The sequence below is a fragment of the Streptococcus oralis genome, from assembly GCF_026782375.1.
GTDB lineage: Bacteria > Bacillota > Bacilli > Lactobacillales > Streptococcaceae > Streptococcus > Streptococcus oralis_CL.
The window spans coordinates 1,132,252-1,154,445 of record NZ_JAKUWJ010000001.1; the positions used below are offsets into that span (position 1 = coordinate 1,132,252).

Annotated in this window: 17 protein-coding genes; 2 read left to right on the forward strand and 15 right to left on the reverse strand. The window is 38.3% G+C overall.

Annotated features, from left to right (window positions below):
• Positions 1–10 precede the first annotated feature (10 nt).
• The 14 genes from MK409_RS05545 to MK409_RS05610 form a co-directional block, all read right to left on the reverse strand.
• Positions 11–1,423 (reverse strand): flippase, encoded by a 1,413-nt coding sequence (locus tag MK409_RS05545; protein WP_268705597.1) that lies wholly within the window; start codon positions 1,421–1,423, stop codon positions 11–13.
• 154 nt (positions 1,424–1,577) lie between these two features.
• The gene (locus MK409_RS05550) at positions 1,578–2,531 is read right to left on the reverse strand and encodes a glycosyltransferase family 2 protein (RefSeq protein WP_268705598.1); all 954 of its coding nucleotides are present in this window, start codon (positions 2,529–2,531) and stop codon (positions 1,578–1,580) included.
• 321 nt (positions 2,532–2,852) lie between these two features.
• A complete protein-coding gene (locus MK409_RS05555) occupies positions 2,853–3,947 on the reverse strand; it encodes a glycosyltransferase family 4 protein (RefSeq protein WP_268705599.1) in 1,095 nt (364 codons plus the stop codon).
• Between the two features lie 7 nt (positions 3,948–3,954).
• The gene (locus MK409_RS05560) at positions 3,955–4,791 is read right to left on the reverse strand and encodes a LicD family protein (protein ID WP_268705600.1); all 837 of its coding nucleotides are present in this window, start codon (positions 4,789–4,791) and stop codon (positions 3,955–3,957) included.
• 85 nt (positions 4,792–4,876) lie between these two features.
• A complete protein-coding gene (locus MK409_RS05565) occupies positions 4,877–6,094 on the reverse strand; it encodes a polymerase (protein WP_268705601.1) in 1,218 nt (405 codons plus the stop codon).
• A gap of 19 nt (positions 6,095–6,113) precedes the next feature.
• Entirely contained in the window at positions 6,114–6,908 is a 795-nt protein-coding gene (locus MK409_RS05570) for a DUF4422 domain-containing protein (protein WP_096408314.1), read from the reverse strand.
• Positions 6,909–7,122: 214 nt separating this feature from the next.
• Positions 7,123–7,716 carry a sugar transferase gene (locus MK409_RS05575; RefSeq protein ID WP_096408892.1) on the reverse strand — a complete coding sequence of 198 codons (594 nt, stop codon included), beginning with the start codon at positions 7,714–7,716 and terminating at the stop codon, positions 7,123–7,125.
• A gap of 96 nt (positions 7,717–7,812) precedes the next feature.
• The gene (locus MK409_RS05580; protein ID WP_268705602.1) at positions 7,813–8,505 is read right to left on the reverse strand and encodes a tyrosine-protein kinase; all 693 of its coding nucleotides are present in this window, start codon (positions 8,503–8,505) and stop codon (positions 7,813–7,815) included.
• Positions 8,506–8,514: 9 nt separating this feature from the next.
• Positions 8,515–9,207 (reverse strand): capsular polysaccharide biosynthesis protein CpsC, encoded by a 693-nt coding sequence (gene cpsC, locus MK409_RS05585; protein ID WP_268705603.1) that lies wholly within the window; start codon positions 9,205–9,207, stop codon positions 8,515–8,517.
• A gap of 8 nt (positions 9,208–9,215) precedes the next feature.
• Positions 9,216–9,947 (reverse strand): capsular polysaccharide biosynthesis protein Cps4B, encoded by a 732-nt coding sequence (cps4B, locus tag MK409_RS05590; protein ID WP_268705604.1) that lies wholly within the window; start codon positions 9,945–9,947, stop codon positions 9,216–9,218.
• Between the two features lies 1 nt (position 9,948).
• Positions 9,949–11,394 carry an LCP family protein gene (locus MK409_RS05595; protein ID WP_268705605.1) on the reverse strand — a complete coding sequence of 482 codons (1,446 nt, stop codon included), beginning with the start codon at positions 11,392–11,394 and terminating at the stop codon, positions 9,949–9,951.
• 193 nt (positions 11,395–11,587) lie between these two features.
• Positions 11,588–13,546 carry a peptide ABC transporter substrate-binding protein gene (locus MK409_RS05600; RefSeq protein WP_268705606.1) on the reverse strand — a complete coding sequence of 653 codons (1,959 nt, stop codon included), beginning with the start codon at positions 13,544–13,546 and terminating at the stop codon, positions 11,588–11,590.
• A gap of 155 nt (positions 13,547–13,701) precedes the next feature.
• Positions 13,702–15,669, reverse strand: a complete 1,968-nt coding sequence (locus MK409_RS05605) for a peptide ABC transporter substrate-binding protein (RefSeq protein ID WP_268705607.1) — start codon at positions 15,667–15,669, stop codon at positions 13,702–13,704.
• 168 nt (positions 15,670–15,837) lie between these two features.
• Complete coding sequence (locus tag MK409_RS05610) at positions 15,838–17,448, reverse strand: glycoside hydrolase family 13 protein (protein ID WP_268705608.1); 1,611 nt, start codon at positions 17,446–17,448, stop codon at positions 15,838–15,840.
• A 152-nt stretch (positions 17,449–17,600) separates the two neighbouring features.
• Here MK409_RS05610 and MK409_RS05615 point away from each other — a divergent pair, with 152 nt between their 5' ends.
• Together MK409_RS05615 and MK409_RS05620 are read left to right on the forward strand one after the other, a co-directional pair.
• Positions 17,601–19,085 (forward strand): DUF1846 domain-containing protein, encoded by a 1,485-nt coding sequence (locus MK409_RS05615; RefSeq protein WP_268705609.1) that lies wholly within the window; start codon positions 17,601–17,603, stop codon positions 19,083–19,085.
• Between the two features lie 94 nt (positions 19,086–19,179).
• Positions 19,180–19,662: an S-ribosylhomocysteine lyase gene (locus tag MK409_RS05620; protein ID WP_000032557.1), complete on the forward strand. Its 483-nt coding sequence runs from the start codon at positions 19,180–19,182 to the stop codon at positions 19,660–19,662.
• 60 nt (positions 19,663–19,722) lie between these two features.
• Here MK409_RS05620 and MK409_RS05625 read toward each other — a convergent pair whose 3' ends face one another.
• On the reverse strand, positions 19,723–21,828 hold the full coding sequence (locus MK409_RS05625; protein ID WP_268705610.1) for an ATP-dependent Clp protease ATP-binding subunit: 2,106 nt from the start codon (positions 21,826–21,828) through the stop codon (positions 19,723–19,725).
• Between the last annotated feature and the right edge of the window lie 366 nt (positions 21,829–22,194).

Consider the following 22,194-nt stretch of genomic DNA (forward strand, 5'->3'; position numbering starts at 1 on the left):
GTTAACTCCATTATTTTTTAATTATTTGTTTTAATTCTTTTACATCTACCACTTTCAAAGATAGAATTGCAAAAAGATAAATGATTCCACCAAGCACTGCAAATACAAAAACATTTATGGTTGGTGAAAAATGTATAACTGTTTTTGAACCTAGCAGAATGCCATACATGATAGCTGATGCTAGAGCAATTTTAGTCATCGACCCCAAAATATGAACTTCTTTTAAGTATACTCTGGTAAAGTACAATTGAATACACCAAACCAGTGCCTCAGTCAAAACAGATACAATGGCTGCTCCGATATACCCAAGTTTAGGAAGGAATAGTAAGTTCAAACCTACACTGATAATTGCGGGAGCTGTTGTTGAAATCATGAATTCTTTATTTTTATTATGGGGAATTAAAATCTGAATTCCCATGATATTGGTCCAACCGATGAAGAACATACGGAAGATCATAATGGCAATTGCATAACGTGCATCCTGAAAATCCTGCCCAAGGAAAAAGCTAACAAAATCATCATTGACGATTAAAATTCCTGCCATCATCGGAAAAATGACTAAATTATAAATGAGGAAGGACATTTCATGCATCTTATTGACTGCTCTATGATCTCCTGTTGCTAATAAGTTAGCTACTCGAGGCAACATAACACTTCCCAAGGAAGTTACCAAGGTCAGAAGGATATTTACCAACTTTAGAGCCTGGTCATAAATTCCTACATCTTTTGTAGAAGCTAAGGCTCCAAGCATGGTACGATCCAGCGTAATGTACAAAGAAATAGCTACTTGAGGAAGGAATAATAATATGACCGGCTTTAAATGATGCCTAGCATATTCTATGCTAAAATGAGAACTGCCAATAAACTCCCGAGCAGGTAACCACATACTTAGTTGCCCCAAAAGTTCAAATATGGTTAGCAAAAAAACATAGAGATATAGGTCATTTGCAGATTTGACAAAGAGGAAGATTGAAATGACTCCAACGAGTTTAACTGTTATATTTCGAACAGTAATCTTTCGAAAATCTTCTAACCCTTGAAAGAGCCAGGAAATGTCTAAACCTTTTGAAACTAAACTCAAGCCTAGAATGTAGGCTACCGGATTTTGCATAAAGGGAAGTGTCAGACAAAAAAGAGCATATAAGGATAGAGAAAGAACTGTTGCTCCTAATTGTAGAGAATAAATACCCCAAAAGTTTTTATTAATCTCATTACGATGTCCTGAAATGACCTTAGTACCATAGTTAGCAACTCCTAGCGTCGCTAAGAGAATAAAGTAGGTGACAATGGAATTAAAGTATCCATACGTCCCTAAATCATCCGAAGAAAAGACCCGTGTTACATAGGGAGTCGTAATGATTGGGAGTATAATCACTAACAATTGATAAGAAAGATTATAGGCGTAGTTTTTTAATACTTTCATTTCAAGTCATCCAATTTAGAATTAATCAGTGAAAACAAAAAGTTTGACTGGTCATACTTATAATGGTCAATTATTTTAAAAACTTCTTTCATATTTCCTCTTTCCTACATTTTTTTGACACTTGTTGCAAATTAAATTGGATCTCTGCACGATACTATCGTAGCAACAAATACAATTTAGGGTTAAACATAAAAATAAGGTATTTTAGTTTTAGTTTCCATGATAACTTACTATTTTTTAACAAGTCACTCATTTCGACTCTCAACAACTCTTTATCTTTTGAAAAATCTTTTAATCCTGAGTCAGCTTTTGCACCAATTACTACAAAACCACCTAATAATTTTTTAGCTTGCAAAGCTTGCTTTAATTCTGGACTCTGAATGTACTCTCTTTTAATAACTTCCTCATTTTTTGCAACAGCTTCAAAGAAATCATATCTTTTTTCAGTAAATGTTGAACGAACTATACTCCCTTCCCTACGATAGTAATTGTAGGTTTCAAGTGGACTGATCACGATTCTTTCAGCTAAGGCAAGATGTTCTGCTACAACATAAAAATCCTCATAGATTTTCCCGACTGGAAATGGAACGCGTTCCAAGATACATTTCCGATAAAGCTTAGCACAAGCAGAAACCGTTGCAACTTTGTCATCCAACATTAGTTCCAGAGCCTTTTCTTTTGTAATCGGAGCCAAATCTTTATAGTCTGAGTCTTGCAATCGATAAGAAGTATAAGCATTATATTTTGAAGTAGCTTTTACCTTTGTTGAAATCAAGTCTGCTTGATGTGTTTCCTGAATTTTCACGATTAACTCTAGAGTATATTCTTCAAGATAATCATCCGGATCTAAAAAGAAAATCCAGTCTGAGTTGGCTTTTGCCACTCCAAAGTTACGTGCATCAGATAATCCACCATTTTCTTTGTGGAAAACATGGATATTTTCATATTGCTTTGCATAATCTTCGCATAATATAGGAGAATTATCTGTGGAACCATCATTTACAAGGATTATCTCAAAGTTTTGATAGGTCTGTTTAATTAAGCTTTCTATCGCAAAATGCAGATAGTCTGCAACATTATAAACAGGAACAACGATGCTGATAAACATCTTAAACGCCCCTCTCTTTTTCTTTCTTTTCAGAGTATTTCTTCAAAATCGGATTAAAAATTATTCCCAAAGCAAAGTTAGTCCTATAATTTAAGTAAGACAATCCGTCAATTTTTTCGTAGGAACGTATTTATATGAGCTTTGCTCAATTTTACCTTATAGCTCCTTTAACGACCTTTCCGAATTATTGACCATCCATGACAACCAGTACTTCAAATTTATTTTTATAATTCGGAAGCACTTGTTGAAAAGACTCCAGCCCTTTTGAAATGTACTCCTGAATATTACAACTGGGCATTACAATTGTTAATAAACAATCCTTCATCTTATCTCATAAATCGTCTCAATTAGTTCAATCCACTGCTTGAGAATTTTTTCCTTATCGAATTTATCCATATTATCCTTGGCATGATTGGAGAAGGAACTTCGCAAGTTCGAATCTTCCATCAGCTCAAGCAATTTTTCACTCAACTTGTCCGTATCATAACACTCAACCAGATAGCCATTAACTCCATCTTCAACAATTTCGTTCGGTCCTGTCGGACAACTAAAGCTAACTATAGGAAGATTGTATTGTTGTGCTTCCAGTAGAACTAGAGGTAGACCTTCATAGCGAGATGTCATGACATAAATCCCTTTATCTCCATAAATCAAATCCTGATTTTTTTCAAGCCCTTTGATGACTAACTTATCCTGTAAATCATTTTCGTTGATTAAATTTCTGATTTTGTCCACTTCATCTTGACTTCCGGAACCGTAGATTTCCCAAATCCAGTCAGACCTTTTCGCTAACACTTTTTTCGCGACTTGAACAAGATAGTCATATCCTTTTTGATAATCGAAACGGCCCACAGTCACAATTTTAGTTGATTTTTTATTATAGGATACATCTGAAAGAGCAGCCTCTTTCCAATTATAGATGTAGCAAATTCTTTCCTCAGAAACACCGTATTTTTTTATATAATTTTCACGGTCTTCTTGAGTAAGGCTCACGAGTTTATCAGCAAATTTCGCTCCAATATACCTTTGTATCTTCTTAACTTTAGTATCAATATCTACTATAGAATTTGTATGGTCGCAGGAAACAAATTTTGTTTTCAAACCAATTGTGCTTGCTACACCAACTGTATTCATACTCATTCCGATTCCAAAAACAATATCAATGTTCTCTTCTTTCAGATAGTTTCTCAACAACTTGACTGCATCGAGAAAATTTTTACTCATGGATATTTTCTTTGGTGATAAATTTTTGTATCGAACTGATTGTTTCAGCGAGAAGAAATTATTTTCTGTAGAAATCATCGAGAGGAGATGAACTTCATACATAGTTGATAATTCATTTGCAAGGCTGGTTGCTACTTTCAGGCCTCCATCTGTTCTATCGATACTCCATTTCACTAAAGCGATTTTTTTCATCTTTAAACTACACTTCCCCTTCATTTTCACCCAGTGATATAATCTCGTAGTGGTGAAGAGTCCTTTTGTCTTCTGGAGGCAATTGCATATAATTCGCTCCGTAAATGGCTGTTAGATATTCTTTATATTTACAAGGACAACAAAGTTTAAGATCTTCAAACTGTAACAGGACTGGTTCTCCAAAGTAATCACTTGGTACTATCTCTTTTAATTTGTAAGCTCCCGTATAATTTCCTGCATAAGCTTCATCAAACGAATATTTTTTTATCGTTTGTAAATATTTTTTCTGAGCCCAGGTAAAGGAAATAATTTTCTCAATATTAACAGCATTTGCAAAAGCAATAATTATCTTTTCAATGAATGGCCGATTTTCTTTTTTCTGATTCACCAAACTATTGAATTGCGAGAGTTGAACCATCATCCTTGCATTCAAGTATCTCAAAGAATGAATTTTTTTCTTTAAAACATTGGAGGGCATACCATCCAACGGAAAAATGTCTATCCACAAACTCTCTACCAATTCTTCTTTACTATAATTCATGATGATTTTTGTAGAATCATCTCGGATAACAGAGAAAGCTTTTTTGTAATTTAATGCATCTTCGCTTAAAAACTTGTAGTTTTCTGGCAAGACATTTGAAGCTATTTTTTTGAACTTTTCATAATCTTCCCTGGGCATTCCAATATCAATGTCATCATCCCAAGGAATAAAACCTTGATGACGAACAGCACCTAGTAAAGTCCCACCTAGAGCATAGTAGGTTAGGTTATTTTCTTCGCAAATATTAATAAACTCTTTCAAAATAGATAAAATCTTATCTTGAATGATTTTGATATCCGCCATACTTTCCTCCTATATAAATCGAAATAAAACCGTCGTCCCAGTCCATGCTCTTTTAAGTTCTTGTTAAATACTTCTTACCATTTCACTATACAATTCTTTCAGACGAACGTCCCCCTAGATCTTCATCGCTTTCATCAGAAAACTGATAATCCGGGTTTATTAAAACACCTACCAATATCCAAAAAATATTGTTATGAAGATACAAATTCAAATCATCAACCATAGAGTGAAAACTCATTAATATCAAAATCAGAGCAAGAATCCACTGGCGTTTCTTAATGACTTTAAGTAGTGTCAAAGATAGAACTGAGACCATTAATCCCAGGATGAGTAGGCCAAATCTCTGTAAAATTTGGACGTACAAATTGTCCACATACAGATAGGTCTGATAGTTTCTAACACCTTCAACAGTCAGACCATTCCCATTCCAGTAAACTGGTCGTCCAAAAAATCCAAAACCATAGAGATTTAAAGATTTATTAGCCAAGTATATCCGACCACCTAACATATGATTCACTTTAAAAAGAAGATCATTGATAAAAGAATGACTTGAATTGAGATAGGTAACGGAGATCCAAAAACTAATAACTGCATTTACAATAAAGGTTGGTTTAAAAGCTTTAAACACATATCCTAACTTTGAAAATAGTTTCGGAAACCATTTTATTAACAAACTGCATGTCAGCAATACACAGGAACTATAAAATGTTAAACGAGAATCCGTTTGATCATATACCCAATAAACAGAAAGAGCCAACAGTAACCATTGCCAGTAATGGATTTTGTTTTGCTTTAAATAAAACACAATAGCAACTATATTCATCAGTAAAATCGAAGGAAATAGAGCATATCTAAAACCTAGGTAGGTCCGCACTCGAGGACCAGAAATTTCTACATAGTTCGTTATGATTCCTAATCTTGCGCTTATGATAACAAAAAACAACAGGCACATACTAACGACTAATGATGTTTTCGCCACCTTCTTAAAGGGAATATCTCGTAAAGTATAAATAAATAATATACTTACAGGAAGTTCTGAACTGAGAGCTGTTATTTTCCCCACTATAAAATAAATTAAAATCGTTGCAAACAAACCAATGAGAGTTCTATAATCATATTTTCTCTTAAACGACTCTTTTATAACCAAAAGAAAGAGGGAAAAAGCTATCGCTAATTTATAAACTGTTCCAGGCAGATACCGAGCATAAAAAGTTACATTTAATATCGAAACCGTTAAAAATATCCCTAAAGCAACAAGAGCCAAAAGTTCTGGTACAGATTTTATTTTTAGTACTAATTTCATTCTTATTATTCATCCCTATCTAAAAACTCTGTCCATATTTTTTTCCAAAGAATTTTGCTTGTAAAAAGGACTTCCCTTTTTGAATCAAATCAATTTTTTCCATATAAATGAACGGAATCTCTTTTACCCGCAAATCTTGTTTTGCCAACCAAACATTGAACAAGCGTTCACTGATACGACCAAATAATCTAGCGTCAAAAGCAGAATAGTCTGTAATGTCCAATCTTCTATAGAGTTCATCGATAATTGGGAACAACCATTCACAATAGGCTGCTACATTTTCTTTGGACATGATAAACATATTGAACATATAGCCACTGCGTTGTTTCATGACCTGATCAAAAGCATCGATATAATCCGGTCTCAACTCGCTAACAATCTGACGTGTCACGTCTAAATGATTGGCATCGTGAGTATGTGCATAGTGAGAGTATAGCGTTTCAATATAATATTTCCGTTTTTTAGGAACGACAACATCGTATTTTGACAGCAAGTTTTTAACTTCTGACTTTGAAAGAATAATATCATCCATACTAATTGCTTCTCTATATGAGTGTCGTTTTGATGTGAAATATCTACGGTAATGTACCAATCCAAGATAATCACATTCTAAATTTTTCCAAGCCCAATATAATCCTGTTAATTCACAATAATAAGGATTAAGGTGAGAAATATGGACTCCTTGATTATCTGGTTGATAACCTAAATCTTCCTTACCCTCACTACCAACTTGGATAGGGATATACAAGTCCTTATCCTCTGGCATTTGAAATTGTTTATGTGTTGCAACTATGATTCTATACGTTTTAGACATTTCTATATCCTAATTCAATTCCCTTCATCCATAACTAGCTCAACTACCTTTTAATCAAAATTGTAATCATTCTCTATTAAAAAATATCCAGCCAAAATAGATTTTCACTAAAACTATCCTGACCCAAAAAGATAAAATTGAATACCAAAGATATCCTTTTTGTATTCAATTTTATCTTTATATATTCCACTTCATACTGACTCAGCTTGAATTCTCAATGAGCTCCGTCACCGGATAACACTCTTCTAATAGTCAAAAAGAAAATTTTGATGTCTAGCCATAAAGACTGATTTCTAGGATAATACAATTCCATCTCACAACGTTCAGGATAATATACTTGACTCCTACCTGAAACTTGCCATATCCCCGTAATTCCAGGACGAACAGACAATAAAACTTCCTGCTCTTCCTTAGAATATTCATCTAGTTCATTTTCAAGAATTGGCCTTGGCCCAATAAGACTCATATCACCTAGTACCAAATTTATAAACTGAGGAACTTCATCAATACTTGTTCTTCTTATAAAATCTCCAATATTTGTAAGCCGTGGATCCTCGTTTGGTGGCAATTTATAGCTATTGTTTTTATATTTTTCATAAAGCTCCTTATTCGAAATCAGAATTTCTTCTGCATTTTCGACCATTGATCTAAACTTAATGATTTTAAATTTTTTCCCTCTGAGACCTGCTCTATATTGTGTAAAAAATATACTTCCTTTATATCCTTTAATCTTGTAGATTGAAAAGATGATTAGAAAACAGGGTAACACAATAAATATTGTTCCACACAAGCCGATAATTACATCCATAAATCTTTTAAAACAAAAATAGATGATATTATTTTGTTTCACCTAAACTCCCCCTTGTAATAACATCCTCAGAAAATTTTTAAACTACAAGAGCCCCTATTTTCTCCCATAATTTCCGTAAGAGCCATAGGCACCGTAGGAACCATATTTTTCAACAGAGGTATTCAATTTATTGAGTACAATTCCTAAGAAAGGTTTGCTTGTTTGCTCTAGTTGTCCTTTAGCCTTTTGAACATCTCTTCGATTTGCTTCTCCCACAGCGGTTATCAAAACAGAAGCATCACATTTCTGAGTAATGATGGCCGCATCAATAACAACTCCGATTGGCGCCGTATCCACAATGATGTAATCAAAGTACTTACGCAAGGTATCAAGCATGGTTGCAAAATTTTCACTTTGTAGCAAGGCTGTTGGGTTTGGTGATATAGAACCCGCTTGAATAACAAACAAGTTTTCAACATTGGTATCACATAGCCCTTGTGATAGGTCTGTCGTCCCAGATAAGAACTCTGTTAGCCCAGTAATCTTCTCGCGCGATTTAAAAACACCTGACATGACAGAATTACGAATATCGGCATCGATTAACAGCGTCTTATAGCCCGCACGCGCAAAGGCCCAAGCAATATTTGTAGAAGTAGTTGACTTCCCTTCACCCGGTTTCACAGACGTGATCGAAATTACTTTCAAGTTATTCCCACTCAGTTGAATATTCGTGCGAAGAGCATTGTAATACTCTTCAGCTTTTCTTGCCAAATCTAATTTTTTTTGTACAATCTCTAATGTTGGCATCTCTCTCTCCTATTTCAATTTATCCAAATTTGGAACTACTCCCAATAGCGCAATTTGCATCACATCTTCGATATCTTCTGGACGTTTCACTCGTGTATCTAAGAGTTCAACTAGGAGAACCGTAACAACCATTACAACCGCTCCAGCAAGAAATCCAACCATGGTATTGCGACGGATATTTGGAGACGATGGGGATGTTGCAGGACGCGCTTCTTCAAGCGTTGTCACATCTGAAACTCGCGTGACACTGATGATTTTTTGAGCAGCAACCTCTCTCAATGAGTTAGCGATACGGCTCGCTTCCTCAGGTGCACGATCAGTAACAGAGATAGAAACAATACGCGTATCCACTGGAACCGTTACCTTGATTTTACCAGCTAGACCTTTTGGAGGGAGATCTAGTTTCAAATCAGTCGCAACTTTTTCTAAAACGTCTTGCGAGAGAATGATTTCACGATAGTCTTTTACCAAGTATGATCCCGCTTGCAAGTCTTGGTTGGTCAAACCAGGCTTATCTCCCTGATTACGGTTGACCACATAAATGCGGGTAGTACTGGTAAACTCTGGTTTCACAATAAAACTATTGTAAGCAAATGCTACTGACCCTGTCACGAATGCTACCAAGACAATCAGCAATTTTCGTTTCCATAGAATTTTTAACAAGTGGAATACATCAATTTCCATAATATTCTTTTCTTTCATTTTTTCTCCTAAATTAGTTGATCCATTATGATTTTTCTTGGGTTCTCTTTAAAGAGTTCCTTGGCCTTGTTTTCACCGTATTTTTTGGCAATGATATCATAGGCTTCTTCCATATGAGGCGGTCTATGATCCAAGTTGTGCATATCACTAGCGATTACATGAACGAGGTCACGCTCTAAAAAATACTGAGCTCTCTTTTTCATGAATTTATAAGTTTCTCCGAAGAGTTTAGGTTTCAAGACATGAGAACTATTGACTTGAGTGTAACACCCCATGTCAATCAACTCTTGCACGCGCTTTTCATTATTTTCTAAAGCATCATAGCGTTCAATGTGGGCAATGACTGGCGTAATACCCAGCATTAGAATATCACTCAATCCCTTATGCATGTCTCGATAGGGTGTATTCATGCTAAACTCAATCAAAGCATAGCGACTATCGTTGAGGGTGGGGATTAATTTCTTTTCTAACTTCTCAACGACATCCGGAGTATAGTAGATTTCAGCCCCATAGGCAATGATTAGGTCATTAGCAACTTCCTTAGCCATTTCTCTTACCTTGAGAAAGTTGGTTGCGATCTTTTCTTCAGGAGTTTCAAACATTCCTTTTCGTCTATGCGATGTTGAAACGATAGTTCGCACTCCTTGACTATAGGCCTCTCTTAGAAGGTTTTTACTTTCCTCTATCGACTTTGGACCATCGTCCACATCAAAAACGATGTGCGAATGAATATCGATCATTCTACTTCCCCTCCATCACATCATTGATAGCAGCTTTCGCAGCAGCCAAACTACTATCGTCGATTTCCATCATGTAGAGGTTACTATCTGGCATGGCGTAAGAAGGAAGATCCATACGACCAGTCCCCTTCAAGTCTTGAGAGTTGACTTTGTAATTTCCTCCACTCTCTAACTGAGTATTAACTAGATCCATCATAGTTTCCAAAGGCATATTGGTTTGAAGAGAATCTTGCAAGCCTTTAATGATATTGTCATAGTTCTTCAAAGCCTCAGTTGATGTTAATTTCTGAATAACAGCTACAATAACCTTTTGTTGGTTTCGTCCACGGTCACGATCTCCATCTGCTAGAGAGTAGCGCTCACGAACAAATCCCAGAGCCTGCTCAGAATCTAAGTGGACATTTCCTACTGGATAGTACTTCCCATTAGTGTGTGCGGTAAATTCTTGATCATTATAAACATCAATCCCTCCTAAAAGGTCAATCAACTTCAAAAAAGAAGTGAAGTTCAAACGGACGTAGTAATTGATATCCACACCATATAGGTTTTCCAGGGTATGAATTGACGAGTCTACTCCATAAATCCCTGCATGGGTCAATTTGTCCTTTTGATTGTTTCCTCCATCCGCAATCGGAACATAGGAATCACGAGGCGTTGTAGTCAGAAGGATTTTTTTGGTATCACGGTTCACCGTCATCAAAATATTTACATCTGAACGTGAAACTGAGCTAATCGGACCATAGGTATCAATACCACTCACATAAATATTGAAAGCTTTATTCTTCGATACCTTAGGCGCAGCAACTTCTTTAATCAAATTTTTAGTGTATATTTTCTTGATTTTAGAAGCATAGTCAGGATACTCTGCTTCAATAATATTTTCAAAGACACTATTTAAGACGATTGCTTTCGTTTCACCAGAAAGCAGGCTCTTATAAGCTGCTAGGTAAGAAGTCGCATTCTCAACTGTCAAGTCCTTACTTTGGCTGGTCTTAATATCTGCTAATAACTTTTGAATATTGTCATTGTCTGTCTCTGTTGGCCCCGTAACCGTATCTAGTTGGGTCACATTATCGATCTCACTATCTTTCAAAACGACCACACTAATCGAATACTCAGAGTAATTTGACGTCGAATTGATATGATTGGTAAAACCGACAAACTGTTGCAAAGCATAGAGAGAAAATGAACTAACTAAGATGGCAAGCGTCAAAAAGAAGACCGTAAACTTCTCAGCTTTTTTATAAACAATCAGCAGTAGTCCTACTAAAGCAGCTAATAAAACGAGAACTGCAGAAATAATATTCAGGTATCTAAAAGCTAAAATGTTGTGTCTAAAAATCAAGAATAGCAAAAAACCACCCAACAATAGATAAATGGTTAATAAGACTATGTTAATATTTCGTTTCATGTTGCCAGAACGAGTTCTCTTTGAACGTCTATTCATATTAATCCCCTATACGTTAATAATTAGGATTATTATATCACAATTATGAAAGAAATTCCAATTATTCCCACCATTCTCAGCGTTTTCATTCACTTCTATATGCTTTATTTACTTTAAAAGTATACTAACTTCATTTCTCGATGACAAATTAAAAAGACAAGGGCATTTTATCTTGCCAGCTTGTCTTTCATTTTTATTTAACGTGGTTTAAAAATTCTTTTTGACTCTTTTCAATAGCCTTTTTACTTTCTTCTTCCCACTTAGCCTTAGCTTCATCAAATTGTTTCTTGGTAACAGGATCTTTTTGCAGTCTCATGTACTTGTAGTTATTTCCATCACCTTTGATTCCCACTAGAGAATAGGCACGTGTAAAGGGAGTTACTTTGGTCACAGAGGCTGTAGCACCATTTGACATCGTAGACATGATCAGAGAATTATCAATCATCCAAGCTTGAGCTTCAGCGTATTTTTCATAACGCTTAGCAACATCTTGATTCTCAGCGTCTGCTTCTTTTAAAAGTTTCGTATAGGTATCAAGTCCTAGACTCTTGATGAGTTCTTGGTCTTCCTTAGCATCTAAACCGAAAATTTTGAGATAAAAACCATCTTCGGCATTAAATGGATCCAGATAAGTTGACGGATCTTGGTAATCACCAACCCAGCCATCCAAGTTTAGGTCGTAGTCACGAGCTGCTGGATTTGGTGCTAGGAAAGCAACATTCCCAAAGTCATCCGTTGAAAGTTGCTGAACATCAATAACGACATTATCAGAACCTAGTACTGTTTCAAGTGTCTGTTTAACCGAATTCATACCAGAAACCGCATTTTTATTGGTTTGATCAACTGGGATATCCAAATGAATCGGGAAGGTCACCCCTTGGGCTTCCAATTCCTTTTTAGCTTCCGCAAATTTGGCTTGGGCTTTTTCCTTGTTGAAGTAACCGTCTTGGGCATCCGCCAAGTTGATTCCTGACCACTCTGTTCCATACTGAACAAGTTTAGAAGAAACCACTTCTCCAAAGCTCTTATCTCCCACCTGCACAAATGTCGGGGGAACAAGGGTATTACGAAGGGTCTTACTTCCTGCTTCTTGCCCGTTAGATTGAGCAGAGTAGGCTGTTCGATCGATGGCAAAGTTCAAGGCCTGACGGAAATTTTTATTCAAAATCGCTGTTTGCGTTGATTTCTTTTGTTGATCTGAGGTTTTTGCAGTATGGTTATAGGCTTTTCGGTTAACGTTAAAGTTGAAGTACCAAGAAGTCTTGTCTTGCAAGCTATAAACGATATTGTCTTGGTATTTTTCTTTTGTCTTGGCATAGCTCGAGCTATTTGGATAGACTCCCGCAAGCGTATAGGCGCCACTTTCAAAGTTTCGAATGGTCATCTCCTGATCAGAGCCATCAAAGTAAGCCAATTTAACTTTTTCAATGGTGACTTTCTCATGATCATAGTAGTTAGGATTCTTCACATACTCGATTGAAGATTTTGATGTGAAATCTTTTAACAAGTAAGGTCCATTGTAAAGGATGCTGTTTGGCGTCAAGGTTCCAAATTCTTTATCCTTTGATTTCAAAAACTCTTCGTTAACCGGGAAAAGGATACTGTTGGTTGTCTTTGAGTTCCAGTAGGGCTCTGGTCGAGTCAAAGTGTACTCAACCGTATAGTCATCCAAGGCTTTCACACCAACTGTTGTGAAGTCATTGGTCGCACCTGTCACATAGTCATTCAATCCCTTGATAGAGTTTTGGATGAGATCCATGGCTTGACCCTTGTTGTCCGCAGCATACTTAATCCCAGTGACAAAGTCTTGGGCTTTGACTAGAGCGTACTCTTCTCCATCAGCAGTGTACCACTTGGCATCTTTTCTGAGTTTATAGATATAGGTTAAACCATCCGCCGAAACTGACCAATCTTCAGCTAGAGCTGGCGTTAGATTCCCATAGCTATCATTTTCTAGCAAACCATCCACAAGATTGGTAATCACTGAAGTGTTATCTGCATAATAGTCTAAAAGATAGTTAAATGTCGTCGGATTTGCACTAAATGTTGATGAGAAAGTGCTTGTATCAGTATTTGACTGTCCACAAGCTGTCAGTAAAATTCCTGTCGCTAGGACAAGACCAGTTCCGATGAGTCTTTTTTTCATGTTCATCCTCTACCCCTTTGTGTCACTTTTTATAACATAGATATATTTTATCAAATTTATCCTAAATTGTAAAGTTTCCGACTCTTTTATAGATGAATGATGAACCTAGTCAAATAAAAAGAAAGGAAGCGCAAGCAATATGCACCTTCCTTTCTTATAGATTATTTAACGTGTTTTTCTAGCTCTTTTTGGTATTTGGCATTTGTTTCAATCTTTTCTTTCTGCCATTTCTTGAGAGCTTCTTCGTATTCTTTTGTAGTCACGACATCATTTTGCAATTCCAAACCTTTGAACACAAATGGATCTCCCTTGATTCCGACTTGAGAGTATGCTTTTGTGAATGGTACAGTACGGCTAACCGTTGGAGAACCACCTGAAGAAGCAACTGGGATCAAGAGCGAACTATCAGATACCCAGGCTTGAGCTTTAGCGTATTTTTCGTAACGCTTATTGAGGTCGCTTGTTTCAGCTGCGGCATCATCCAAGAGTTTCTTGTATTCGTCTAGACCGACTTGAGCCATCACTTCTGGATCTTTTCCACGAGTGATACCCAAGTGTTTAAGGGCAGAACCCTTCTTAGCATCAAGAATGTTTAGGTAGGTAGCTGGGTCTTGATAGTCTGGTCCCCAACCAGTTCCATTCAAGTCGTAGTCTTTTTGTGCTGGAACCTTAGCTTGAGAAGTAATGCTTATTTTCTCATTATCGGTCATTTGAAGGACATCGACAATGACATTCTCCGTACCCAGTGTTGATTCGATAGACTGCTTGAGTGAGTTCGTCTGTTGAACGGCAATGACATCAGTCTGCTCAACTGGAACATCCAAACGGATTGGGAAGGTCACACCCTTAGCCTGCAATTCTGCCTTAGCCTTTGCAAAGGCTGCCTTGGCTTTTCCAGGACTGTAAAGCGTATCCTTACCATCAGTAAGGGCTACATCTTTCCATTGGTCTCCGTAAGAAACCAGCTCTGCTTGTGCCAACTCTCCAAATGTCTTTTCACCTACTTGAACATAGTCATGAGGTACTAGACTGTTACGGATAATTTTATCCGCACCTTCTTCACCATTCAACTGAGCCGTGTAAGAATGGCGATCAAGGGCAAAGTTCAAGGCCTGACGGAAGTTTTTGTTGAGAAGAGCTTCTTTTGTTGATGTTTTTTGAGCCTCGTCTGTTTTGGCTGTTTTATTGTAAGACTGGCGATTTACGTTAACAGTGAGATAGTAGCTTGTCGCTTCTTGGGGACTATAGACAATCTTATCTCCGTACTCTTTCTTAGTTGACTCAAAGTTTGAGCTTGTTGGGAAGAGACGAGCTGTTGTATAAGCACCCTGCGTAAAGCTTCGAATCAAGGATTCTTGGTCGGAACCATCATAGAAAGTTAGTTTGATGTTGTCAATCTTAACATTGTCCTTGTCCCAATAGTTTGGATTCTTTTCATACTCAATGACTGATTTTGAAGTCAATGATTTCAAAAGGTAAGGACCGTTATAAAGAATACTTGATGGTGTTGGCGCACCGTAGTCGCTCCCTTTAGAATTCAAGAATTCTTCATTAACTGGCAGCATAGTAGCAGTTGTAACCTTAGAATTCCAGAAACTTTCTGGTTTGTTAAGCGTGTATTCTACCGTGTAATCATCAACAGCCTTAACTCCTACAGTAGAGAAATCATTGCTTTCTCCACTGATATACTCTGCCAAACCTTTGATAGAATCTTGAAGGAGAGAGAGGCCATCTGATTTGCCATCAGCCGCGTGTTTCAGACCAGTAACAAAGTCCTTGGCCTTGACTTCAGCATACTCTTCTCCTTCAGATGTATACCATTTTACACCCTTACGAAGTTTGTAGGTATAAGTCAAACCATCTTTAGAAACGGACCAGTCTTCTGCAAGTGATGGAATTAAGTTTCCATACTTATCATTTTCCAAAAGGCCATCGACAACGTTGGCTATAACGTCAGAAGTTGAACTCTTGCTCGTCACGCTGTAGTCCAAAGATGATGGATCCATAGCGTAGACATATGAAAATGTCTTGGGAGCATCAGCCTTTTTTTCACCTTGCCCACAAGCTGTTAACAGAAGGGCTGCACTCAAAACAGCACCTGCTCCTAAGAGCCACTTTTTCGATCTCATAAGTAATCTCCTTTAAGATAGTATTTTCACCATTATACCCTATTTTTTTATAAAAGCAAGGGCTTTCGCATAATTTTTTAGAAAATTCTAACAAATATTTTTTAAAGATTTTTCAATACAATTTTTAGTAAAAAACCTCAAGCTTTTGAAGCTTGAGGTTTGTTCATTTTAGTCAGCCAGTTCCACACAGAAAGCATCCCATGGAGCCAAGACCTGTTTTTCAACTGCTTCTTGAGTCACAGTGTTTTCAATCAAGACAGATTTAACTTTTCCTTCTACTGAAAAGTTTTGTTTTTCATTGGACAAATTAGCCACAACTAGGAAGCGACGGTCTCCGTCCTTACGGATATAAGCAAAGACCTTATCAGTCGTATCAAGCAATTCAAAATCAGCTCGAATCAGCCAGTTGTTCTCCTTACGGATTTGAACCAGTTTTTGGTAGGTATAAAAAATAGAATCTGGATTTGCTAGTGCTTCTTGAACGTTGATTTCTTCGTAGTTTGGATTAACTGCCAACCAAGGTTGACCAGTTGAGAAACCAGCGTTTTGGCTCTCATCCCATTGCATTGGAGTACGGGCATTGTCACGACCAATAACACGGATACTGTCCATAATTTCTTCCATCGGAACGCCTTTTTCAAGAGCTTCACGCGCATAGTTGAGGGATTCAATATCTTCTACTTGATCCAGTGTTTCAAACGGATAGTTGGTCATTCCAATCTCTTCACCCTGATAAATATAAGGTGTCCCTCTCATGAGATGAAGCAGGATTGCAAAGGCTTTAGCAGATTTTTCACGGTATTCTTGGTCATTTCCCCAAATAGAGACGATTCGAGGGAGGTCATGGTTATTCCAGAAGAGGGAATTCCAGCCGTCTTCAACTCCCAGCTCTGTCTGCCATTTGTTAAAAATTTCTTTTAACTTCCCTACATTTAACTCTTTTTGGTAGTGCCACTTAGGCTGCCCTTCCTGATACTGAAGACAGATGTGCTCAAACTGGAAGACCATAGACAATTCTTGGCCCTTTGGATCAGAGTAAAGCTTGGCAATTTCTGGCGTTGCTCCCCAAGTTTCTCCCACTGTCAAGAGATCTTTGTCGCCAAAGGTCGCCTGATTCATTTCCTTGAGATAGGGATGGAGCATAGGACCATTATTGACTACTTTCTCATCAGGAATTTTCCCAATCATGTCAATAACATCCATACGGAAACCACCAATACCTTTATCAATCCAGAAGTTCATCATCTCGTAAATTTTCTGGCGCAGTTTTTCATTCTCCCAGTTGAGATCGGGCTGTTTCTTACTGAAAAAGTGGAGATAGTATTGACCCGACTTTTCATCGTATTCCCAAGCAGACCCACTAAAGATAGACTCCAAATCATTGGGCTCATCACGCCAGATATAGTAGTCTCGCTCAGGACTGTCAGGATTTTCACAAGCCTCGACAAACCAAGCATGCTCGTCCGAGGTATGATTGACCACCAAGTCCATGATGATACGAATATCACGCTTCTTAGCTTCTGCGATCAGTTGGTCCATGTCCTCCATGGTTCCGAAAATAGCAGCAATCGCTTGATAATCAGCAATATCATAACCATTATCATCCATAGGACTGTCATAAACGGGAGAAAGCCAAATTGCTGTGATTCCTAGCTTGGCTAGATAGTCTAACTTACTCGTAATTCCTGGCAAATCACCAATCCCATCTCCATTACTATCCATAAAACTCTTTGGATAGACTTGATAGACTACGGCATTGTGCCACCATTTTTCTTGCATCTGTTTACCTCATTATTTTAATAATCTATAGTCTATGATAGCGCTTTTTTAAACTTTGTGCAAGCGTTTGCCTAATCTTTTTGATTTCTTTTTTAGCTCCGTAGTTTCCTAACTCCCATTTTTTTTATATAATAGAGGTCAGAGGTAAAAAAATGAAAAAACAAGCTTTTAGTTCTGAACAATATTTAAATCTACAACGCGACCACATTTTGGAGCGCATTAACCAATTTGACGGCAAGCTTTACCTAGAGTTTGGCGGCAAAATGTTAGAAGATTTCCACGCTGCTCGTGTACTGCCTGGTTATGAGCCTGACAACAAGATCAAGCTCTTGCAAGAGTTGAAAGAGCAGGTTGAGGTTGTGATTGCCATTAATGCTAGCAACATCGAGCATTCCAAAGCACGTGGCGACCTAGGCATTTCTTATGACCAAGAAGTTCTTCGCTTGATTGACAAATTCAATGAGCTGGGAATTTTTGTTGGTTCGGTTGTCATCACACAATACGCTGGTCAACCCGCTGCAGATGCCTTCCGTAACCAGCTCGAGAAAAATGGAATTGATTCTTATCTCCATTATCCAATTAAAGGATACCCGACTGATATGGACCACATCATTTCTCCAGAAGGTATGGGGAAAAACGACTACATCAAAACCAGTCGCAACTTGATTGTCGTAACTGCTCCTGGACCTGGTTCTGGAAAATTGGCAACTTGTATGTCCAATATGTACCACGACCAACTCAATGGCATCAAGTCTGGTTACGCTAAGTTTGAAACCTTCCCAGTCTGGAATCTGCCCCTTCATCACCCTGTCAACTTGGCCTACGAGGCTGCTACAGCAGACCTAGACGATGTCAATATGATTGACCCTTTCCATCTCCAAACCTATGGAGAAACAACGGTCAATTACAACCGTGATATCGAAATTTTCCCAGTGCTTAAACGTATGTTGGAACGCATTCTCGGTGAATCTCCATACGCTTCACCGACAGACATGGGTGTCAACATGGTTGGTTTTGCTATTACAGATAATGAGGCTGCTATCGAAGCTTCTAAACAAGAAATCATCCGCCGTTACTATCAAACAGTTCTTGACTTCAAGGCTGAAAAAGTTGGGGAATCTGCTGTCAAGAAGATTGAACTTCTCATGAACGACCTCGGTATCATACCTGCAGACCGTAAGGTTGCTGTCGCAGCACGTCAAAAAGCGGAAGAAACTGGCGGACCTGCCCTAGCTCTCGAATTGCCATCTGGCGACATTGTCACTGGTAAAAACTCAGAACTCTTTGGTCCAACAGCTGCTGCCTTGATCAATGCCATCAAAAAATCAGCTGACATCGCTAAGGAAGTGAAATTAATCGAGCCTGAAGTTGTCAAACCAATCCAAGGTCTTAAAATCAATCATCTAGGCAGCCGTAATCCGCGCCTGCACTCAAATGAAATTCTCATCGCACTTGCAATCACAGCTATGGAAAATCCTGACGCCGCACGTGCAATGGAGGAACTGGGGAACCTCAAAGGAAGCGAAGCCCACTCTACCATCATCTTGACAGACGAAGATAAGAATGTCCTTCGCAAGCTAGGTATCAACGTAACCTTTGACCCATACTACCAATACGATCGCTTGTATCGTAAGTAAAGGTTCAAACCTCTCCACCCTCGGAGAGGTTTTCTCTCTGTTTCAATAGCTGGCTTTATGTTATAATAAGAGAAGAAAACTGAAAGGATTTACCATGTCAAAAGAAGTTATTGTCGAAAGTTTTGAACTAGACCACACCATTGTTAAAGCACCCTATGTTCGCTTGATTGGGGAAGAAACAGGGCCAAAGGGAGATGTCATCTCCAACTTTGATATCCGCTTGGTACAGCCAAATGAGGACTCTATCCCTACCGCTGGCCTTCACACCATCGAGCACCTCTTAGCCAAACTCATCCGTACCCGCATTGACGGTATGATTGACTGTTCGCCGTTTGGTTGCCGTACTGGTTTCCACATGATTATGTGGGGACGTCATACCAGCGCTGAAATTGCAGCTGTTATCAAGGATTCTCTAAAGGAAATTGCTGAAACTACTACTTGGGAAGATGTCCCTGGGACTACCATAGAATCTTGTGGAAACTACAAGGACCACAGCCTCTTTTCTGCTAAAGAATGGGCTAAACTCATCCTGGAACAAGGTATTTCAGATGATGCCTTTGAACGCCATGTCATCTAAACACAAAAAGGAACCAGCTTTTAGCTAGTTCCTTCTTTTTTTTATTCTCAAAATCTTGAGTTAGGCTTTTTCTCGAATGACCAAAACGCCATCTTCCATATCTGCTTCCAAATGTTTGGCATCTAGATGATCCAAGTGGAAGTCCGTCACCTTATCACGGATTTGTTGTTCAACCACGCGACGGAGAGGACGAACACCCATAACTTCGTCATAGCCTTCTTCTGTGATAAAGTCCTTAGCTGCTTGGCTGACTTCCAAATCAATGTCTTTCTTAGCCAAAGTTTGGTTGACCTCAGCCAACATCAAGTCCACAATCTTAGAAAGATCTTCCTTATTTAAGTGTGAGAACTCGATAACTGCGTTAAAGCGGTTAAGGAACTCTGGACGGAAGAATGGTTTCAAACGATCCATCAATTCTGGTTTATCCGCATCTTCTGTCAAGTTGGCTTCATAACCAAATCCAGCATTTGATGTCGCGATAATGACAGTGTTCTTGAAGTTCACTGTATTTCCTTGACCATCAGTCAAACGACCATCATCCAAGACTTGGAGTAGAAGGGTGATTACTTGAGGATCAGCCTTTTCAATCTCATCCAAGAGAATGATAGAGTATGGATTACGACGAACTCGTTCTGTCAAGGTATTGCTATTGTCATCATACCCCACATAACCGGCTGTTGTACCGATCAGCTTAGAGACAGCTGTTCGGTCACTGTATTCAGACATATCCAAACGAATGATGGCATCCTTAGTTCCAAACATATCCAGTGCTAATTGTTTAGCAAGTTCTGTCTTACCAACCCCAGTTGGACCTACAAAGAGGAAGCTACCGATTGGGCGATTGCCTTCATCAAAACCAGCACGGTTACGACGGATAGCACGAGCTACCGCTTCTACCGCCTTGTCTTGGCCGATTACCTTGTGTTCCAAGCGATGGGCCATATCTTTCAAACGTTCGATGTCTGATGCTCCCATTTGAGACACTGGAATACCAGTCATTCGTTCCACCGATTCAGCCACATCGTTAATGCTTGCAGTCACTTTCATGTCTTCTGTGTGGTTTTCGACTTTTTTCTCCAATTCTGCAATGCGAGTTTTAGCATTAAGAGCCGCTTCAAAGTCTTCTGCCTCAACTGCTTTTTCTTGCTTGTCTTTTTCTGCCTCAATTTCACGTTCAACAGCATGAACATCTGTTACTGGATGTTGAGCTGCCAAGTGAGCAGCCGTTACATCGACAAGGTCGATAGCCTTATCAGGCAAGCTGCGTTGAGGAATGTATTGGATTGAATAATCCACTGCTGCTTTCAAGACTTCATCTGGCAAGATAACATTGTGGTGTTGTTGATAGAGGTCACGAATTCCTTGAAGGATTTTAAAAGTATCCTCTGCTGAAGGAGCATTGACCTTCACTTCGTTGAAACGACGAGCAAGAGCTGCATTCTTTAAGATAGTGTTACGGTATTCGTCTTGAGTTGTTGCCCCAATAACGGTCAACTCACCACGGGAGAGAGCTGGCTTGAGAATATCCGCAAGCCCTTTAGATCCACTATCTCCACCAGTGCTACCAGCACCGAGGATTTGGTGAATTTCATCAAAGAAGAGAATAATATTTCCTGCTTCTTTCACTTCATTGACTAAGTTTTGAACGTTTTCTTCAAAGCTACCACGGTATTGAGTACCAGCCTCGAGACCTGAGATATCAATGGAAATGATTTCCTTATTCTTAATAGCAGCTGGAACATCTCCGTTCACAATTGCTTGCGCTAGACCTTCGACAACGGCTGTCTTACCAACACCTGCATCTCCGACCAGTACAGGATTGTTCTTGGTACGACGTGAGAGGATTTCAGATGTTTCTTGAATTTCCTTGTTTCGTCCGATAACAGGATCCAACTTGCCCTCACGAGCTTCCGCCGTCAAGTTACGACCTAGTTTAGCAAGGACACCGTCTTGTTTCATACCTAAAGCGTGTTGTTGCATTTGCGCATCAGATTCTGCATTTCCTGGTAATTTCCCCGTTGCACGATACTGAGCAAATTCCTCAGGTGTCACTTCTCGTCCATTTATCAAGTAGCGACGGTTTTCAGAACTATATCCTCGCATACCACCCATCAATTGGTTAAATAAATCATCCATGTTGTTAAAGTTATTAAAGTTGTTGTTCATATTTTTTACCTCGTTTATTGTTTATTATTTGCAATCTCTGATATTGACTATCTTTGACCTTTGTTTTAAAAATTTTAGACTAGCCAACTAACTACTCTACGTATAATTTCTGGTTTTTCTTTTTTTAAATAAGCCTTTTATCATCTTCTTTTCAAAGTCTGTTAGATTAAACATAGGCTTCACCCCTTTCTTGGGATTCTATAGCTCATTCTCAAAGACTAATTTCTTGAAAGTGAGCTATTTAAGGAATTCATTTTCCTTATGTTTCTACTATATCACATTGGTCAGCAAAAGTCAATAGATTTTTGACCAAATTTGACTATTTTTTGAAAATTTTTTTGAAGTACAAAAAAAGTCTCTAGAAAA

Excerpts from the sequence above, each read along its gene's own strand:
- MK409_RS05610 (WP_268705608.1), bottom strand. The coding sequence starts at position 17,448 with ATGCAAGAAAAATGGTGGCACAATGCCGTAGTCTATCAAGTCTATCCA.
- MK409_RS05565 (WP_268705601.1), bottom strand. The coding sequence starts at position 6,094 with ATGAAATTAGTACTAAAAATAAAATCTGTACCAGAACTTTTGGCTCTT.
- MK409_RS05550 (WP_268705598.1), bottom strand. The coding sequence starts at position 2,531 with ATGTTTATCAGCATCGTTGTTCCTGTTTATAATGTTGCAGACTATCTG.
- MK409_RS05605 (WP_268705607.1), bottom strand. The coding sequence starts at position 15,669 with ATGAGATCGAAAAAGTGGCTCTTAGGAGCAGGTGCTGTTTTGAGTGCA.
- MK409_RS05625 (WP_268705610.1), bottom strand. The coding sequence starts at position 21,828 with ATGAACAACAACTTTAATAACTTTAACAACATGGATGATTTATTTAAC.
- MK409_RS05615 (WP_268705609.1), top strand. The coding sequence starts at position 17,601 with ATGAAAAAACAAGCTTTTAGTTCTGAACAATATTTAAATCTACAACGC.
- MK409_RS05560 (WP_268705600.1), bottom strand. The coding sequence starts at position 4,791 with ATGGCGGATATCAAAATCATTCAAGATAAGATTTTATCTATTTTGAAA.
- MK409_RS05595 (WP_268705605.1), bottom strand. The coding sequence starts at position 11,394 with ATGAATAGACGTTCAAAGAGAACTCGTTCTGGCAACATGAAACGAAAT.
- MK409_RS05580 (WP_268705602.1), bottom strand. The coding sequence starts at position 8,505 with ATGCCAACATTAGAGATTGTACAAAAAAAATTAGATTTGGCAAGAAAA.
- MK409_RS05575 (WP_096408892.1), bottom strand. The coding sequence starts at position 7,716 with ATGGATGTAATTATCGGCTTGTGTGGAACAATATTTATTGTGTTACCC.
- cps4B (WP_268705604.1), bottom strand. The coding sequence starts at position 9,947 with ATGATCGATATTCATTCGCACATCGTTTTTGATGTGGACGATGGTCCA.
- MK409_RS05570 (WP_096408314.1), bottom strand. The coding sequence starts at position 6,908 with ATGTCTAAAACGTATAGAATCATAGTTGCAACACATAAACAATTTCAA.
- MK409_RS05555 (WP_268705599.1), bottom strand. The coding sequence starts at position 3,947 with ATGAAAAAAATCGCTTTAGTGAAATGGAGTATCGATAGAACAGATGGA.
- MK409_RS05620 (WP_000032557.1), top strand. The coding sequence starts at position 19,180 with ATGTCAAAAGAAGTTATTGTCGAAAGTTTTGAACTAGACCACACCATT.
- cpsC (WP_268705603.1), bottom strand. The coding sequence starts at position 9,207 with ATGAAAGAAAAGAATATTATGGAAATTGATGTATTCCACTTGTTAAAA.
- MK409_RS05600 (WP_268705606.1), bottom strand. The coding sequence starts at position 13,546 with ATGAACATGAAAAAAAGACTCATCGGAACTGGTCTTGTCCTAGCGACA.
- MK409_RS05545 (WP_268705597.1), bottom strand. The coding sequence starts at position 1,423 with ATGAAAGTATTAAAAAACTACGCCTATAATCTTTCTTATCAATTGTTA.